Below are 17,747 nucleotides of genomic sequence, written 5' to 3' on the forward strand. Positions count from 1 at the left end.
GCGGGACCGGCACCCAAGAGGAGTGTTGTAGATGAGCGAGTCCGGAAAAAGCGCCACAATCTCGCTGAACGGCAAGGATGTTGCCCTGCCGGTGCTGTCAGGCACGCTGGGGCCGGATGTCATCGACATCCGCAAGCTGCCGGCGCAGGCAGGGGTATTCACCTATGACCCCGGTTATGGCGAAACGGCTTCATGCTCCAGCAAGATCACGTTCATTGACGGTGAAAAGGGTATCCTGCTGCATCGCGGCTACCCCATCGCGCAACTGGCCGAACAGGCAACCTTCATGGAAGTGGCCTACCTGCTGCTGAACGGGGAACTGCCGGATAAGGCGCAGTATGACGGGTTTGTGAATTCCATCAAGCACCATACCCTGCTGCACGAACAGATCCGCAATTTCTTCAACGGTTTCCGTCGTGACGCCCACCCCATGGCCATCCTGTGTGGCACGGTCGGCGCGCTGTCCTCCTTCTATCATGAAGGGCTGGATGTCTCGAACGCGGCCACCCGTTACCAGTCGGCCATGCGCATCATCGCCAAGATCCCGACCATTGCGGCGTGGGCCTACAAATATACGCAGGGCGAAACCTTCATCTATCCGCGCAACGACCTGTCGTATGCGGAAAACTTCCTGTCCATGATGTTCGCCGTTCCCAGCGAACCGTACAAGATCAACCCGGTTCTGGCGCGCGCCATGGACCGTATCCTGATCCTGCATGCGGACCATGAACAGAATGCATCCACGTCCACCGTGCGTCTGGCCGGTTCCACCGGGGCGAACCCGTTCGCGTGCATTTCCGCCGGTATCGCAGCACTGTGGGGGCCTGCCCATGGCGGCGCCAACGAGGCCGTGCTGAAAATGCTGGCCGAAATCGGGCACAAGGACAACATTCCCGAATTCATCGCCAAGGTGAAGGACAAGAACAGCGGCGTGCGCCTGATGGGCTTTGGCCACCGGGTGTACAAGAACTTCGACCCGCGTGCGAAGATCATGCAGGCCACCTGTCATGAAGTGCTGGGCGAACTGGGGATCAAGGACGATCCGCTGCTGGACCTTGCGATCGAACTGGAAAAGATTGCCATCCACGACGAATATTTCGTCAAGCGCAGCCTGTATCCGAATGTCGATTTCTATTCCGGCATCATCCTCAAGGCCATGGGCATCCCCACCAGCATGTTCACCGTGCTGTTCGCGGTGGCCCGCACCACCGGCTGGATCAGCCAGTGGAAGGAAATGATCGAGGAGCCGGGCCAGCGGATCGGCCGCCCCCGCCAGCTGTACACCGGATCGCCCGAACGCGACTTCGTGCCGTTTGACAAGCGGGGCTGACTGAAGCCCCTGCCGGACGGATATCACATCCGTCCGGCAGGGAATGAAGAACGGACCGGAGCGTGGCAGGGCATCCTGCAGCATCATGCCCGGTACATAAAAAAGGCAGGCCATATACTGGCCTGCCTTTTTTCATATGAGCCTTCCCAATCCGAACGGATCAGTCACATTCACAGCCATTGGTGGGACCGGGGCGTTTCTGGATCACGTGGTGGTCGATCCATTCCGACACCAGGCGCCGTGCCTCGTTCAATGAAGATTCGGGATGGTGGATACGGTACAGGGTGGTGCAGGCGTGAAAAGCCGACACATCGCTGGTCCCTACGCCACGCAGTTCCTGATAGGCGGTGATTACGGCACGCTCGCACTTGCGAGAGATGCGACTGTTTTCAACAGACACGATGCGATGACCCATTGGTGAGAATGATTATCAGTATTGAGATATTAGATCGAATACCCCCATGGGGCAAGGTACGCATGGCCTCACACTCCGCTGATCGGGTCACGTTATGTTTCCGACATGGCTTTTTTTGGCAATTCCGCCCACACCCCCCGCACATAGATGGATTTTCGCATCTGTTGCGGTTAATCGTCTGTGCTGTCATTGACGACACCACATATCATTTGGCCGGAGACAGGGTATGCACGACGCCACGGGGAACGGGGCTGGACTTTCAACAGGCACAACCGCATGGGATCGCGACGCCGCACTTATGACGGCGCGCCTGCTGCTGGAAATCAAGGCCGTCAACTTCCGCCCCGATGACCCATATACCCTGACATCCGGCTGGAAATCCCCGGTCTATATCGACTGCCGCCGTATCATCTTCTTCCCCCGCGCACGGCAGAAGATCATGGAACTGGCGGTGGAAAAGATCGGCCGCCATGTGGGATACGAAAGCATTGACGCCGTGGTGGGGGGCGAGACGGCGGGCATTCCCTTCGCCGCATGGATTGCCGACCGCATGATGGCGCCCATGGCCTATGTGCGCAAAAAGCCCAAGGGATTTGGCCGCAATGCCCAGATCGAAGGCGATGTGCCCGAAGGCATGCGTACCCTGCTGGTGGAAGACCTGACGACCGACGGGTCGTCCAAGGTGCAGTTCGCCAATGCCCTGCGCAAGGCGGGCGCCATTGTGGACCACACGTTCGTGGTCTTCTTCTATGGCGTGTTCCCTGGCGCATACCGCACGCTGGCGGACATGGACATCAGCCTGCATGCGCTGTGCACGTGGTGGGATGTGCTGGAAGCCTGCGCGGGCAAGCCCTACTTCTCGGAACAGGATGCAGCCGAAGTCCGCCGGTTCCTCGAAGATCCCTGTGCATGGTCGGCCAAGCATGGCGGCGTGGGCAGCGCGGAAGAAGCCCTGGAACTGAAGGCCAGACGGGACGCCGGGGCCTGAACCGCGGACGGGTCGATGGCGCGTATCCTCGCTTTTGATTCCGGTATCGGGGGGTTGGGGATTGTCGCCCGCATCCGCGACCTCCTGCCAGGGATCACGGTCGATTATCTGGCGGATACGGCTGTCTTTCCCTATGGCGAACAGGCTGATGGCCCGCTGCGGCAGCGAATCGTCCGCCTGCTGGGACAGGCCATCGCCCGCCTGCACCCCGATGTGGTGGTGGTTGCCTGCAATACTGCCAGCACGCTGGCACTGGACAACCTGCGGGCCACCTATGACGTTCCGTTCGTGGGCTGCGTGCCCCCCATAAAATGGGCGGCGGACCATACCCGCACCGGCACGATCGGCCTGCTGGCCACGCGCGCCACGGTGCGGCGTCCCTACCTGCATGACCTGAGCATGCGCTTCGCGCCCGACTGCACCCTGCTGGCCTATGGCGCGCGGGGGCTGGCCGACATGGCGGAGGCCGCCTTCCGCGGCACGCCACCGGACCGGCGACAACTGGAGACGGAACTTGATGGCCTGTTCCGCCAGCCGGGCGGGGACCGGATTGACGTGGTCGGCCTGGGCTGCACGCACTACACCTTCCTGCTGGATGCCATGCGTGACATCGGGCCTGCGCATATCATGTGGCTGGACCCTGCCCCGGCCGTCGCGCGCCAGACCGCCCGTGTCCTGGCCCGGTGCGGCGCAGCCCAATCCGCCCCGTCTCCGGAACCGGAACAGGTCTTTTTTACCGCAATGCCACCCGACCTCCCTGCCCTGCAGCCCGGCCTGCGCAGCATGGGTTACGCAGCGGATGCACCCTGCCCGTTCGGAGAAGACCTGACTGTCCGGCCCTGAAAGGGCTGGCGCTGAGAGGGTCACCTTGTTTCAAAAAAACGACGTTTCCCGAATCTTTCCGGGAAACGCGTCATCAGAAACTTTTCAATAACCTGCTGGCTGGCTCTTCAGATGATCCCATAAAAAATGCCGCCCTCCCGAAGAAAGGCGGCATCCGGAAACTGTCTGTCCCTGTCAGCCGGTCAGCCTGAAACGTCTGCTTAACGCAGGCGGTTGACGGTATAGCTGGCCGTATCCTGCAGAAGCTGGCGCAGGCGGCTGGGTGGGAAGATGGCCAGCGCCTCACGTGCGGCCGTGGCGTATTCCGTCGCCCGGTCAAGGGTAATGCGGATGGCCCCGGTCTGCTCGATCAGCCTGAGCGCATGATCGAGGTCTTCGGGACGCTGTTCACTTTCCTCGATCACGCGATGCCAGAAGGCGCGGTCTTCTTCCGACCCGGCGGCATAGGCCGCCAGCACCGGCAGGGTAATCTTGCCTTCACGGAAATCATCGCCCACCGTCTTGCCCAGATGGGCCTGATCGGCTGCGTAATCCAGCGCATCGTCCACCAGCTGGAACGCCATGCCCAGATTGGTGCCATAGGACTCCAGGGCGTGCTCCTCCGCCCCTTCCCGGTTGGCCACGACCGCGCCAACACGGCAGGCGGCAGCGAACAGCGCCGCAGTTTTGCCATGAATGACTTCCAGATACTGATCAATCTGCGTGGAAAGATCATTCTGGGTGGACATCTGCAGCACTTCCCCTTCCGCAATCGTGGCGGAAGCGGATGAGAGGATATTCATGACCTTGAGCGAGCCATCATCCGTCATGAGCTGGAAGGAACGGGCAAACAGGAAGTCGCCCACCAGCACCGATGCCTTGTTGCCGAACACCGCATTCGCACTGGCCATGCCGCGACGCAGCGAACTTTCATCCACCACGTCATCATGCAGCAGGGTCGCGGTATGAATGAATTCCACGCACGCCGCCAGCGCCACGTGCCGCTGGTGCGTGGCGTCGGGCCGGTAGCCACACAACCGTGCTGACGCCAGCGTCAGCAGCGGCCGTAACCGCTTGCCACCCGCAGCGACCAGATGGGCTGCCAACTGGGGAATAAGCGCAACCGGGCTGTCCATCCGCTCGACAATGGCGCGATTGCACGCGGCCATGTCGTCTGCAAGATATTCCGCCAGGTCACGCAGGGCGACTTCTGATCCATCTGCCATCGGGCGGCGAGCCCCTTCGTCTTTCTGACTTGCCGTTTCGTCGGATTCCGGCAGACTAACTGCTAGGGCCAAAAGGTTACTCTCCCGGTTCCGAATGTATGAACATAGATATGAGTATATGGGCGGCGCTGGAATAACGGTCAAGCCAGACCACGCACACACACCGCATGGGACTGATGGTGCGCAGTCCCTGCCCCCCATGGGCGACGCCCCGGTCACGACGGGCACTTTGCTGGGGGGAAAGGTGGTCTATCGCCAGTTTCTGACCGGAAACAGGACTGGATTGGAACCGGTTCTGATGGCTGCTTTCGTGCCAGCACGTGCCGGAGAGGTCGTGCTGGAAGGCGGATGCGGCGCGGGCGCGGGACTGCTGTGCCTGACGAATCGGGTACCCCGCCTTGCGGGAGTCGGGCTGGAACAGGATCCCGCCACCGCCAGTCTGGCCCGGCACAACCTGGCGCTGAACGGGCGCCACGACCTGCGCGTGCGGGTGGCTGCCATTCCGGCCCTGCCCGATGACCCGCTCCTGTCGGGTCCGGGCATCCGGCGCATCGACCATGCCTTCGCCAACCCACCATGGCATGGGCATGACTCGTCACCTTCCCCACACATGCAGCGTGACCTTGCCCGTCGCCTGCCCGCAGGCACGCTGGCAGCATGGGTGGGTACGCTGTCGGACCAATTGCGCCACCACGGCACCCTGACACTCGCCCTGCCCGCCAGCCTGCTGTCCGCAGGCATCGCGGCAATGGAACGTGCGCGGCTTGGCCGTATCCGGATATTTCCCTTCTGGCCGCGTCAGGGGCATGCCGCGCGGATCGTACTGGTGCAGGGTCGCGTGAATTCCCGCGCCGGCAGCGAAATGCTGCCCGGCCTGGTCCTGCATGAAGGAAATGGTGAATTCACCCCCGCCGCCCGTGCGGTGCTGGAAGATGGCGCAGCCCTGCAGTAAGGCTGCGTTGCGGAATGTCCTGCACGCCACAACGATTCGGGAAGCGCCGCCTTTTTTGAAAAAGGCAGCACCCGAAACCTTTGTTTTTCAGTCCGCGAATGCTTCGTCCCACGATCCGGTGGTCGCAGCGCGACTGTATTCCGTCGCGCGATTTTCAAAGAAATTCGTATGTTCGACCGCGTTCACCATTTCATCCACCCATGGCAGGGGATTGGCGGCAATGTCATAAAGGCCATCCAGCCCAAGCTGGCCCAGCCTGCGATTGGCGACAAAGCGGATGTACTGCCGGACCTGCGCCGCATCCAGCCCCTCGACCGCGCCCATCTCAAACGCAAGGTCGATGAATGCGTCCTCATGCTCGACAATATCCCGACAGATCTGGCGGATGTCGTCACGCAGGGTATCGGTCCAGATTTCCGGGTTTTCCTGAATGAACACGCGGAACAGGCGGGCCATCGAATCACAATGCAGCGATTCATCACGCACCGACCATGACACGATCTGCCCCATGCCCTTGAGCTTGTTATGGCGGGGGAAGTTCAGCAGGATGGCGAAGGACGCAAAAAGCTGCAGCCCTTCGGTAAACGCGCCAAAGGCAGCCAACGTCCGGGCGATCTGGTAGGTGTCGCTGACGGTAAACTGCTGCATGTAGTCATATTTATCCTTCATTTCCTTATATTTAAGGAACGCGGAATACTCGGTCTCAGGCATGCCGATGGTGTCAAGCAGATGACTGTAGGCGGCAATGTGGATCGTCTCGATATTTGAAAACGCTGAGAGCATCATCAGCACTTCAGTCGGCCTGAACACCTGGCTGTAGTGCTTCATGTAGCAGTTGTTCACTTCCACATCCGACTGGGTAAAGAAGCGGAAGATCTGGGTCACCAGATGCCGTTCGCCGTCCGTCAGCGTGCGGTGCCAGTCCTTCACATCATCAGCCAGAGGCACCTCTTCAGGCAGCCAGTGGACACGCTGCTGCGTCAGCCACGCATCATAGGCCCAGGGATAACGGAACGGCTTGTAGACGGGACTGGCAGTCAGCAGGCTGGGGGCGTGCTGCGTCCTGTCATCCGCGCCGGGGGCTGTATCGGTCATGGCCATGCCTGTCCTGTGCATTTTTGCGGGGCGCCGGGCAGAATCCCGACGCCCAAAACGATAGACAGCATGTCAAGCCAGTGTCCAGACACAATAATGATTCAAAAACAGGCTGCCCCATACATGCGGACAGCCTGTTCACGTCATTCAATATACTGAAAACCAGAAATTTATATAAATGAATTCAGATCAATACATAAACTTCAGCCTTACTGGCAGGCGAGGCACTCCTCGTAATCCGTGGTCGTGGCCGGTGGCGTCTCGCCTTCCTTTTTCGTCATGTCGCGCTTTTCCTGTCCGTCACTGACGGCGTCGGCGCGCTGGATGGACAGCGAACGGCAGTAATACAGCGATTTCACCCCCCGCTTCCACGCCATGTAGTGGATCTGGTGCAGGTCACGCTTGTGCACGTTCGCAGGCAGGAAGATGTTGATCGACTGCGCCTGACAGATGAAGGGTGCGCGGTCAGCGGCATGTTCGATCACCCAGCGCTGGTCCAGTTCGAACGCGGTCTTGAACACATCCTTTTCCTGCTGGGTCAGGAAGTCGAGGTGCTGCACGCTGCCCTTGTTCAGGGTGATGGAGGACCAGACCTCGTTCGTGTTCTGGCCCTTCTGCGTCAGCAGGCGATCAAGGTGGCGGTTGCGCACCGTGAACGATCCCGACAGCGTTTTCTGCAGGAACACGTTGGCCGCGATCGGTTCGATCCCCGGGCTGGCATTGCCTGCGATGATGGAAATCGACGCGGTGGGGGCGATCGCCATCTTGTTGGAAAAACGTTCCATCACGCCATAATCGGCGGCGTCGGGACATGGCCCGCGTTCTTCCGCCAACTTGCGCGACGCGGCATCGGCCTGCGCGCGGATATGCTTGAAAATCCGGCGGTTCCAGCTTTTGGCCACCACGCTTTCAAACGGCACGTCCCGGGCCTGCAGGAACGAATGGAACCCCATGACCCCCAGCCCGACCGAGCGTTCGCGCATGGCGGCGTAGCGGGCGCGTTCCATATCGTCCGGCGCGCGGTCGATAAAATCCTGCAGCACGTTGTCAAGGAACAGCATCACGTCCTCGATAAACTGCGGATTGTCCTTCCACTCATCCCACGTCTCAAGGTTGAGCGATGACAGGCAGCACACTGCCGTGCGTTCGCACCCGTGCTGGTCCATGCCCGTAGGCAGCGTGATTTCCGCGCACAGGTTGGATGTCTTGACCTCCAGCCCCGCCAGCTTGTGGTGTTCGGGCCGGGCGTTGTTCACATGATCGGAAAAGATGATGTACGGCTCACCCTGTTCCATCCGTGCGGTCAGGATCCGGATCCACAGCGAACGGGCCGAGATCTTGCGGATGACCGTATTGTCCTTGGGCGACAGCAGCGCCCATTCATCATCATCGGCCACCGCGCGCATGAACGCATCGGGAACCAGCACGCCGTGGTGCAGGTTCAGCGCCTTGCGGTTGGGATCGCCACCCGTAGGGCGGCGCAGTTCGATGAATTCCTCGATTTCGGGATGCCAGACCGGCAGGTACACTGCAGCCGACCCGCGACGCAGCGACCCCTGACTGATCGCCAGCGTCAGGCTGTCCATAACGCGGATGAAGGGAATGACGCCCGATGTCTTGCCATTGCGGCCGACATTTTCACCAATCGAACGCAGGTTGCCCCAGTAGGAACCGATGCCCCCGCCCTTGGACGCCAGCCAGACGTTTTCGTTCCACAGGTCCACAATGCCGCGCAGGCTGTCATTGGCTTCATTCAGGAAGCACGAAATCGGCAGGCCGCGCGTGGTGCCACCATTGGACAGTACCGGCGTCGCCGGCATGAACCAGTGACGCGAGATATAGTCATACAGCCGCTGCGCATGGGCGGGATTCGCCCCGTAATAGGACGCAACCCGTCCAAACAGGTCCTGATAGCTTTCACCGGGCAGCAGATAACGGTTGTCCAGGGTTGCCTTACCAAAGGCCGTCAGCAGCGCATCACGGGAATGGTCCACGCGCACGGGATGGTGGCCAGGCAACTGGACCACGTTATCCAGCATGTCAGACATTTCAGACATCGTCGTACTGTCCTTTCCCTGGATGGTCCCGTCCACACTGGCCGAACGATCGGGCATGCCTCCAGATACGTCATCCAGGACCATTTACATTCTCCGTCATTGGCTCACGCCAATGCACAGGGCCTTTCGATCCTGTGCCGTGCGGTGAGGTTTTATGATTTTGCCCCCTATATATGGAGTAAACGGTACCGCATTGCACTACATAATGTGTGGGGACAAATTGTGGACTGATCTTCCGAATCAGCGGACAAGCTTGCGTCAAGACATGAAAGGGGCAGAATATTTTTTAAATTTTCTGCCCCCCTCCCCATCATGTCCCCAGCGTGCCCCACCGTGCCGTCGCCGCATCATCCTGCGCGCGGGGCTGGACCCATTCACTGCGCCCGTTTGAGAATTCTTCGCGTTTCCAGAAGGGTGCGCTGGTCTTGAGCCAGTCCATCATGAACTCCGTCCCGTCCAGCGCCGCCTTGCGGTGTGCCGCCGCACACAGCACCAGCACGATGGGCATCCCGACCTCCAGCCGGCCCACGCGGTGGATGACGGTGCAGCCGGTCAGGCCGAATCGCGTGCAGGCCGATTCGGCAATCTGCCGCATCATGGATTCGGTCATGCCGGGGTAATGTTCCAGCTCCAGCGCCACCAGACCGCCGCCCCCGCGGACAATGCCGGTAAACGCGCCCACGCCCCCCACGTCTTCACGCCCGCGCAGCAGCAGCGCGGTTTCATGGGTGACATCGAATGCTTCGGCCTGAACACGGACCGTAACGCAGGACATGATGGCGTCAGCCCCCCGTGACTGGTGGGAAGAAGGCAATTTCGTCATTGGCGGCAACAGGGGCGTCAATCGTGGCGAAACTGTGGTTCACCGCGACACGGATCAGTTCGGGCCTGGCGAATATTTCCCCATACGCTCCGCCACGCGCGCGCAGCCGGTCGATCAGGTCCTGCACGGACCGCACGCCCTGCGGCAGGGGCAGCGTCTCCCCGGGGCAGCCCAGCTGGTCGCGCAGCCATGCGAAATAGAGAATGCGCAGCATTCCGGTTTCATCTCCCTGTGCCACAGCGTCCCCGTGCGGCCTGTCCGCGTCATGGGGCCTGCTGTTCCTGAACCGTGCCGTCAGACGCGACCACGGTGGTGGTGCCATCGCCGTTCGGGACGACAATGGCCGAATCCGATACGCCCTTATGCGTTGCCGAAGGGCCCGAAGACAATGCGGAAACGTGCCCCCCGCCGGCCGGGACGCCATCGGGGTCCGCATCGTTGCCGATCCGCATCTCGCCCCCGGCGGGCAGGTCGACCTCGCGTTCCACAAGTTGCGAACGTGCACCAGCGCTGACGCCATCCGCCCCGATCGCAACCAGTACCGACTGGCCCGAGCGCACGACCGGCCAGATATTGCGTTCCTGCGGCATGATGGGCAGCACCTGTGGCGCCTGCCCCGCCACGCGGCGCATGTTCTCGACCTCCGCATGCGGGGTATTGGGCAGGCTGCCGGGCAGTTCCGTATTCCCGGACAGGATATGGCCAAAACCCCCACACCCCGTCAGCCCCACCAGCAATGACAGCACCATTGCGTTGCGCACCGCGTTCTCCCCCTGACCTGTCTGGCACCGGACGGACCAGACGGCCCGCACAGGAGAGAGCAACCACGTCGCGCGTTAATTTTTCATGTAGGTCAGGAAGATAATTTCGTGGCCCCTGTCGTGCCACGGTTGACATGGCGCAGACCGGTGGACAGGTAATCCCACCCGGTAATCAGGGTCAGCACGGCGGCGATCCACATCATGACCGCGCCCATCACGTCAACCGGCAACCAGCCTATATGCAGCAGCCCCGCCGTACTGTCCCCCGCCAGCAGGAAGCCGATGGCGGTCATCTGGAATCCGGTTTTCCATTTCGCCAGCCGCGTTACCGGCAGGCCCACCCGCGTCGCCGCAAGGTATTCCCGCAGCCCGCTGACCAGGATTTCACGCGAAAGGATGATGATGGCCGGATACAGGCAGCCATAAGGCAGCCGCCCCAGCCCCGCCAGCACCATGAGCGACGCGCCCACCAGCAGCTTGTCCGCAATGGGGTCGAGCATGCGGCCCAGGTCGGAATTCTGGTTCCATGCCCGCGCCAGCTTGCCATCAAGGTAATCGGTGATGCCCGCCAGTACGAACAGCACGCACGCCGCGCAGTCGGTCTGCGGCGTATGGATGACGACAAGCCCGGCAACAATGGGGACCACGACAATGCGGGACAGGGTCAGGAGATTGGGCAGGTCGGTAAGCATGCTGGTACTGCTATAACGAAAGATGGGGAAAAACCGAAATACTGATAACGCCTGTCAGGCAGGTCATATGCTCACATCTGCATGACAGCCGATCACTCCCCTGTCCAGCCGGGATGGAAATATCCGTATATGGCGCGTGCCATGTCGCGATTGATGCCCGGTGCATTTTCCAGTTCCCCCAGGCCGGCCTGCCGCACGCTGCGCGCCGATCCGAAATGGTTGAGCAGCGCGCGCTTGCGTGCAGGCCCAACGCCGGGAATATCGTCCAGTTCCGAACGCACCAGCGTTTTGGACCGCCCGGCGCGATGGGTGGTGATGGCGAAGCGGTGCGCTTCATCACGCAGGCGCTGCAGGTAATACAGCACCGGGTCGCGCGGCGGCAGCTGGAATGGGGGACGGCCCTCGGTATGGAACCATTCGCGCCCTGCATCCCTGTCCGGCCCCTTGGCGATGGCGACCAGCGTCACCCCGGTCACCCCCAGTTCATCCAGCACGCCACGCACCGCCGTGTACTGTCCCGCGCCGCCATCGATCAGAAGGATGTCGGGCCAGTCCTCTGGCCGCACGCCTTCCTCCCGGTCCTTCAGCGCACGGCGGAAGCGACGTTCAAGCACCTCACGCATCATCGCGAAGTCATCGCCCGGCGTGACCGGTCCCTTGATGGAGAATTTGCGGTAAGCACGCTTGTCAAACCCCTCCGGCCCGCCAACCACCATCACGCCATAGGCGTTCGCCCCCTGGATATGGCTGTTGTCATAGGTTTCGATCCGGCGCGGCGGCGCATCCAGCCCGAACAGGTCGGCCACCCCCTGCAGCAGCCGCGCCTGACCGGCGCTTTCCGCCAGCTTCCGCTCCAGCGCCTCGCGCGCGTTGAGTTCGGCATGTTCGATCACCGCGCGCTTTTCCCCGCGCTGCGGATGCGTGATCTCCACCTTGCGGCCCCGGCGCAGCGTCAGGGCGGATGTCAGGACATCGAGTTCCGGCAGGTCCTGGTTGACCAGCACATGGACCGGCGGTGGCTTGTCGTCATAAAACTGGCCAATGAAGGCGGCCAGCACGTCGGGCGCGTTCTCGTCGCGCGCATGGCTGGGGAAAAACGCGCGGTTGCCGTTGTTGCGTCCGGCACGGATGAAGAACACCTGAATGCACGACTGCCCTGCGATCTGCCAGATCGCGATGATGTCCGCATCCGTCACGGTGGAGGGATTGATGACGCTGGAATCCTGCTGCAGCGCCGACAGGCCGCGTATGCGGTCACGAATGGCGGCCGCGCGTTCGAACTCCAGCGCCTCGGCCGCTTCTTCCATCTCCCGCCCCAGTTCCTCGCGCATGTGGGGGTTCCGGCCCGCCAGGAAGTCACGTGCCTGACGGGCCAGGTCGGCATAGTCCTCGCGGCTTATGCGGTCGGTACACGGGGCGGAACAGCGGTGGATCTGGTGCAGCAGGCACGGGCGCGTGCGGCCCTGCATCTCGCTGTCGGAACATGACCGCAGCAGGAACGTGCGCTGCAGCAGGTTGAGCGTCTGGTTGACTGACCATGCGGATGCAAACGGCCCCCAGTACGACGCCCCCTTTACCGGCTTGCCGCGATGTTTGCTGATCTGGGGAAAATCATGCTTGTCCGTCAGCATGATCCATGGATAACTTTTATCGTCACGCAGCAGGATGTTGTACCTGGGCTGCATGCGCTTGATGTAGTTGGACTCCAGCAGCAGGGCCTCGGCCTCGGTATGGGTCGTGACGATTTCCATGCTGCGAGTTTCGGACACCATCCGGCGCAGGCGCTCGGTCAGGCGGCCGACATGGGTGTAGGAGGTGACGCGCTTCTTCAGATTCAGCGCCTTGCCGACATACAGCACGTCACCCTTTGGCCCCAGCATGCGGTACACGCCCGGGGACTGCGGCATGGTCTGCAGGGCATGGTGAATCGCCTCCACCCCCACGGGACGGACGGGGGCGGTCGAAATGGCGGTTGTCATGGATGGCAGCCGTTCATCCACCGAAGGTGTGGATAAGTCTGTGGAGCAGCAGCAGAAAAAAACGTGCGGATGGCGGTTTTCCTTTCCTGCACTTGGATTGCCCAAAAAAACATCACTAACGATAACCTGTTGTTTTAAAAAGATTATATTCCACACCCCAAGGGCCGGAAAAAAAATCCCACCCCACATGGACCCCAAAAGGCCCTGTCAACCCCACAGGTGGACAGATTGTGGCATCTCCGTGGTGGAAAACCCGGTTTCCATTTTATGCGGAATATCAGCCGCCTTTTGTAATTCGTTCCTGTTTTTGTCCCCCACCGCGCAACGGACGGGCAAAAATATTCTTGTCAGCCCGCGCCCGATCGGCAATGCACCCGATATGCGTATTGTGACATGGAATATCAATTCCCTCCGCCTGCGGATGCCCCTGCTGGCCCAGCTGTGCCAGGACACATCCCCCGATATCGTCTGCCTGCAGGAAACCAAGGTACCCGACAGCCTGTTCCCACTTGATGCGGTACGGGCGCTGGGGTTTGACCATGTCGTGTTCCGCGGCATGAAGGGCTATAACGGGGTGGCGATCCTGTCACGCCAGCCCGTAACCGTGCTGGAGGACGCGCCGGACTGGTGCCAGCGTGGGGACTGCCGCCATATCGCCGTGCGCCACGGTACGGGCGCTGACGCGATTGACGTGCATGATTTCTATGTCCCGGCGGGCGGCGATATTCCCGACCCGGTGGAAAATCCCAAATTCGCGCACAAGCTGGCGTTCGTGGAAGAAGCCCGCCAGTGGTTTTCCGGCCGGGACATGCGGCGCACCGTGCTGGTGGGCGACCTGAACATCGCCCCGCTGGAACAGGATGTGTGGAGCCATAAGCAACTGCTGAAGATCGTCAGTCACACACCTGCGGAAACCGAACGCCTGATGGCATGGCAGCAGACCGGCTTTGTCGATGCCATGCGTCATTTCGTGCCCGCGACCGAGAAGCTGTACACGTGGTGGTCCTACCGCAACCGGGACTGGAGCAAATCCAACCGCGGCCGCAGACTGGACCATGTCTGGATTACGCCCGACCTGCAACCCGCCCTGCGCGGCATGCAGGTGCTGCGCGCGGCGCGCGACTGGGACAAGCCATCGGATCACGTACCGGTCATGATCGACCTGGACGCCTGAAAAAAACGCCCCTGAACGCGACCGGGCCGCCCGAAACCGGGCGGCCCGTCAGGATAGCCTGCAATGCGGGCCATCATCCATCAGGCGATGGCGGTCTTGCCCCCTTCGGGGTCAAGGCGGTAGCCGCCCCCTTCCGTCACCAGCAGGGTGGCGTTGGTGGGATCAGGCTCGATCTTCTGGCGCAGGCGGTAAATATGCGTTTCCAGCGTATGCGTGGTGACCGCGGCGTTGTAGCCCCACACCTCGTTCAGCAGCACCTGGCGCGGCACGGGGCGCGTGCCCGCACGGTACAGGAACTTCAGGATCGCGGCCTCTTTTTCCGTCAGGCGGATACGACGATTCTTGGCCGTTTCCTGCAACAGCTTGGCGGACGGGCGGAAAATGTACGGCCCGATCGCAAAGACCGCGTCCTCGCTGTTTTCAAAAATACGCATCTGCGCGCGCAGCCGGGCCAGAAGCTCGGCAATGCGGAACGGCTTGGCGACGTAATCATTCGCACCGGCGTCAAGGCCGCGCACGACGTCCGTCTCGTCATCGGAACCGGTCAGGATGATGATGGGAATACGCTTTCCCTTGCGGCGCAGGTCGGCGCAAAAATCGCGCCCATCCCCGTCCGGCAGGGAAACATCGAGGATGATCGCATCGAAACGCGCCCCCGGTTTCTGCAGTTTTTCCCAGGCCTCGGCGACGGAGCCGGCCTCGATCGCTTCAAATTCACCATCAATCTGCAGCTGTTCAACGAGCATTTGACGTAATGTCTGATCGTCGTCCGCTATCAGTATGGGACGTGCTCCTGCCATCGAACCCTCTTTATCACTTTAGTCCCGTCCCGTTAGCGGGGCGGTCTCTGTCTTGCTGTTCATGTCCGGCCACACCACCGACAGGCCACCGACCCGACGGCCATAATGCCGTATGCTGCCGGATTAGGCCGGAGTAACATAAATACGACCCGATCCAGAGGAATTCATGATACGCGCTATTTTACAAACGAATACAGGGCTGGATGCACAACTGCATTGCATGCGCGAAATCATCCCCGCCATTATCGGCGCGGGTGGCGTCAAAAACCGCAAAACAGAGGGAGATCACGCCACTCCCTGCGGTATTCTGCCGTTACGGCGCGTATTCTATCGCGCCGACCGGGTGCCATCACCTGTTTGTCATCTGCCCGTGGAACCGCTCTCCCCTCTGGATGGATGGTGTGATGATCCCGATCATCCTGATTATAACCGATATGTGAGCCTGCCCCACCCCGCCCGACATGAACGGCTGTGGCGTGAAGATCACGTTTACGACATCGTGGTGGTCCTTGGTTATAACGACGACCCGGTTCATTCTGGCGCGGGGTCCGCAATCTTCCTTCACCTGCCGCCCGACGGGGGGCGGCCGACGGAAGGCTGCATCGCCCTTCCCGAACCCGTGCTGCGGCGCCTGCTGGCGGCGGGACTGGGGGAAATTGACGTCAGGCCGGTATAGGTTCGGGGGCCGGTGGCACGACTGCGGCCACCGGCGCCGCCGGAGCCACCGCAGGCGGCAGCAGCATGACGATGATGTCGCCCGCCGCCGGTTCCGCCGGAATCGCGTCCTCGGCGGAGAATATCCATATCGCGCTGCCTTTGCGGATGATCATGAACAGCATCCCCGGCCCATCCAGCAGGTCGGCTTCCTCCACATGTTCTTCCATGACATGGCTGCCAAAACGCCAGCCCTTTGCGTACAGGGAATCGATGTAGGAGAAATTCCACCCCGGTTCCCCCAGCACCTTGCCGCGCGAATCCCGGCTCAGCCCATGATACAGGTCCAGCCGCGCCAGGCCGGGACTGACCTGGAACACACGCTGCCGCCCCAGATCGGGCGCCATGCGCGCGCAGACAAGCCCGTTATAGATCGCGTCCGGTGTGGTGGCGATCAGGTAGTCCGCCGGACGTTCCTCCAGGCTTTCCTGCCCTTCAACCGACAGCAGCTCCGCGCGCAGGATCGGGATGCCGAACCCCGCCGCCTTGTTCAGGGCGGGGGCATAGGTGTCGACCATCAGCACCGGCACGCCACGGTCATGCACGGCGCGGGCCAGGCTGGTGGACCATGCATTGGCCCCCATTATGGCCAGCGCGGGTTCATCCGACAGGGTCAGCCGCAACGCACGCGCCAGCGGACGGAGGGAAAACCCATGCAGGATCATGGTCGAGGCGATCAGTGCGAACACGGCGGGCGTGATCAGATCCCCCCCGGGATACCCCGCTTCGTGCAGTTGCAGGCCCACGACACCCGCCACCGCCGCCGCCACGATCCCGCGCGGCGCGATCCAGCCCACGAACAGCCGTTCCTGCCATGACATGCTGGCCCCGATCGTGGACAGGAAAATGCCCAGCGGCCGGACCACGAACATGACGGTGAACGTCAGCGCCATGATGGGCAGCGACAGTTCGGTCAGCAGCGCGCGCGGCAGGTCCGCCGTCAGCAGCACGAACAGGCACGACACCACGATCACCCCCAGCGATTCCTTGATGCGCTGCAGTTCCGACATGCCGGTCACATGCAGGTTGGCCAGCGCCATGCCGAACACGGTGGCCGCCATCAGCCCCGCCCCCTGCATAAGCAGGTTGCACACCGCCGCCACCCCCATGGCGAAGGCAAGGATCATGGGAATACGCAGGATTTCGGGCAGCATGTCGCGCGCGGACAGGAACTTGATCAGCACAGCGGGGAAGATGCCGCACGCAATGGCAAACATGGTGGCGAACAGCAGGTGCGGCCCGATTTCCATTGCCGCCAGCGACATGCCCCCCGTATGCAGCGGCCGGATCAGCAGACATTCCAGCACCAGCGTCGCCAGAATGGCCGCAATGGGGTCATTGACGATGGCTTCCCACCGCAGGAAGGCCGCGACCCGTGGCCGCAGCTTGGTATGGCGCAGCAGCGGCAGCACCACCGTCGGCCCCGTCACCACCACGATCGCCCCAAACAGCCATGACGTGCCCCATGGCAGGTGCCCGACATAATGCGCGGCCAGCGACCCCAGCACCCAGTTGATGGGCAGGGCCGCCGCCGTCAGGCGTAGCACGCCCTCGCCCGATTCACGCCACTGGCGGAAATCAAGCGCAAGGCCACCTTCGAACACGATGAAGGCCACGGCCATGGACACAAGTGGATGGAAATATGGCCCGATCGCCGCACCGGGGTGCAGGATGCCCAGCCCCGGCCCGAACAGCAGACCCAGGGAAAACAGCAGCACGATGGCCGGCAGCTTGAACCGCCACGCCACCCACTGTGCCGCGATCCCGCCGCCCAGCACGCACAGAATTCCAATTGCCAGGTTTGTTGCCTGCATTCCCATGTCCCGCGTTGTTGCATGTGCAAACGCAAACGCCCCTGCCGCGCGCCAGATTTATGTCATGGCCCTGGAATGCGATCGTAGCGTGTCGTTTCGCCTGTT

Annotated in this window: 17 protein-coding genes; 6 read left to right on the top strand and 11 right to left on the bottom strand. The window is 61.8% G+C overall.

The window, feature by feature from the left end:
• The first annotated feature begins 31 nt into the window (after positions 1-31).
• Positions 32-1,330 carry a citrate synthase gene (gltA, locus tag CFR80_RS07660; protein WP_010514018.1) on the top strand — a complete coding sequence of 433 codons (1,299 nt, stop codon included), beginning with the start codon at positions 32-34 and terminating at the stop codon, positions 1,328-1,330.
• Between the two features lie 160 nt (positions 1,331-1,490).
• Here the strand turns inward: gltA and CFR80_RS07665 are convergent, their stop codons facing one another.
• The gene (locus CFR80_RS07665) at positions 1,491-1,745 is read right to left on the bottom strand and encodes a hypothetical protein (RefSeq protein ID WP_010508037.1); all 255 of its coding nucleotides are present in this window, start codon (positions 1,743-1,745) and stop codon (positions 1,491-1,493) included.
• Positions 1,746-1,971: 226 nt separating this feature from the next.
• On the opposite strand from CFR80_RS07665, the gene CFR80_RS07670 reads away from it, so the two are divergent.
• Together CFR80_RS07670 and murI are read left to right on the top strand one after the other, a co-directional pair.
• A complete protein-coding gene (locus CFR80_RS07670; protein ID WP_010514019.1) occupies positions 1,972-2,733 on the top strand; it encodes an orotate phosphoribosyltransferase in 762 nt (253 codons plus the stop codon).
• Positions 2,734-2,748: 15 nt separating this feature from the next.
• The gene (gene murI / locus CFR80_RS07675; protein ID WP_010514020.1) at positions 2,749-3,576 is read left to right on the top strand and encodes a glutamate racemase; all 828 of its coding nucleotides are present in this window, start codon (positions 2,749-2,751) and stop codon (positions 3,574-3,576) included.
• Between the two features lie 200 nt (positions 3,577-3,776).
• Here the strand turns inward: murI and CFR80_RS07680 are convergent, their stop codons facing one another.
• On the bottom strand, positions 3,777-4,781 hold the full coding sequence (locus CFR80_RS07680; RefSeq protein WP_010514021.1) for a polyprenyl synthetase family protein: 1,005 nt from the start codon (positions 4,779-4,781) through the stop codon (positions 3,777-3,779).
• Positions 4,782-4,980: 199 nt separating this feature from the next.
• Here CFR80_RS07680 and CFR80_RS07685 point away from each other — a divergent pair, with 199 nt between their 5' ends.
• The gene (locus CFR80_RS07685) at positions 4,981-5,733 is read left to right on the top strand and encodes a tRNA1(Val) (adenine(37)-N6)-methyltransferase (protein ID WP_050017550.1); all 753 of its coding nucleotides are present in this window, start codon (positions 4,981-4,983) and stop codon (positions 5,731-5,733) included.
• An 87-nt stretch (positions 5,734-5,820) separates the two neighbouring features.
• Here the strand turns inward: CFR80_RS07685 and CFR80_RS07690 are convergent, their stop codons facing one another.
• From CFR80_RS07690 to uvrC, 7 genes are all read right to left on the bottom strand, one after another.
• Complete coding sequence (locus CFR80_RS07690) at positions 5,821-6,828, bottom strand: ribonucleotide-diphosphate reductase subunit beta (protein ID WP_029329401.1); 1,008 nt, start codon at positions 6,826-6,828, stop codon at positions 5,821-5,823.
• Positions 6,829-7,037: 209 nt separating this feature from the next.
• The gene (locus CFR80_RS07695) at positions 7,038-8,969 is read right to left on the bottom strand and encodes a ribonucleoside-diphosphate reductase subunit alpha (RefSeq protein ID WP_010514024.1); all 1,932 of its coding nucleotides are present in this window, start codon (positions 8,967-8,969) and stop codon (positions 7,038-7,040) included.
• A 226-nt stretch (positions 8,970-9,195) separates the two neighbouring features.
• Entirely contained in the window at positions 9,196-9,660 is a 465-nt protein-coding gene (locus CFR80_RS07700) for a molybdenum cofactor biosynthesis protein MoaE (protein ID WP_010514025.1), read from the bottom strand.
• 7 nt (positions 9,661-9,667) lie between these two features.
• Positions 9,668-9,922, bottom strand: a complete 255-nt coding sequence (moaD, locus tag CFR80_RS07705) for a molybdopterin converting factor subunit 1 (RefSeq protein ID WP_010514026.1) — start codon at positions 9,920-9,922, stop codon at positions 9,668-9,670.
• Between the two features lie 49 nt (positions 9,923-9,971).
• Entirely contained in the window at positions 9,972-10,469 is a 498-nt protein-coding gene (locus CFR80_RS07710) for a hypothetical protein (RefSeq protein ID WP_232275652.1), read from the bottom strand.
• A 92-nt stretch (positions 10,470-10,561) separates the two neighbouring features.
• Positions 10,562-11,161: a CDP-diacylglycerol--glycerol-3-phosphate 3-phosphatidyltransferase gene (pgsA, locus tag CFR80_RS07715; RefSeq protein WP_110507204.1), complete on the bottom strand. Its 600-nt coding sequence runs from the start codon at positions 11,159-11,161 to the stop codon at positions 10,562-10,564.
• 92 nt (positions 11,162-11,253) lie between these two features.
• Entirely contained in the window at positions 11,254-13,140 is a 1,887-nt protein-coding gene (gene uvrC, locus CFR80_RS07720; protein ID WP_010514029.1) for an excinuclease ABC subunit UvrC, read from the bottom strand.
• 379 nt (positions 13,141-13,519) lie between these two features.
• Here uvrC and CFR80_RS07725 point away from each other — a divergent pair, with 379 nt between their 5' ends.
• Positions 13,520-14,314 carry an exodeoxyribonuclease III gene (locus CFR80_RS07725; protein ID WP_029329403.1) on the top strand — a complete coding sequence of 265 codons (795 nt, stop codon included), beginning with the start codon at positions 13,520-13,522 and terminating at the stop codon, positions 14,312-14,314.
• A gap of 80 nt (positions 14,315-14,394) precedes the next feature.
• Here the strand turns inward: CFR80_RS07725 and CFR80_RS07730 are convergent, their stop codons facing one another.
• Complete coding sequence (locus tag CFR80_RS07730; RefSeq protein ID WP_026018684.1) at positions 14,395-15,114, bottom strand: response regulator transcription factor; 720 nt, start codon at positions 15,112-15,114, stop codon at positions 14,395-14,397.
• Positions 15,115-15,334: 220 nt separating this feature from the next.
• Between CFR80_RS07730 and CFR80_RS07735 the strand changes: the two genes are divergently transcribed.
• On the top strand, positions 15,335-15,790 hold the full coding sequence (locus CFR80_RS07735) for a L,D-transpeptidase family protein (protein WP_010514031.1): 456 nt from the start codon (positions 15,335-15,337) through the stop codon (positions 15,788-15,790).
• Here CFR80_RS07735 and CFR80_RS07740 read toward each other — a convergent pair.
• Positions 15,777-17,642: a cation:proton antiporter gene (locus CFR80_RS07740; protein WP_042658819.1), complete on the bottom strand. Its 1,866-nt coding sequence runs from the start codon at positions 17,640-17,642 to the stop codon at positions 15,777-15,779. The genes CFR80_RS07735 and CFR80_RS07740 overlap by 14 nt on opposite strands.
• Between the last annotated feature and the right edge of the window lie 105 nt (positions 17,643-17,747).

The sequence above is a fragment of the Komagataeibacter oboediens genome (assembly GCF_003207815.1).
GTDB lineage: Bacteria > Pseudomonadota > Alphaproteobacteria > Acetobacterales > Acetobacteraceae > Komagataeibacter > Komagataeibacter oboediens.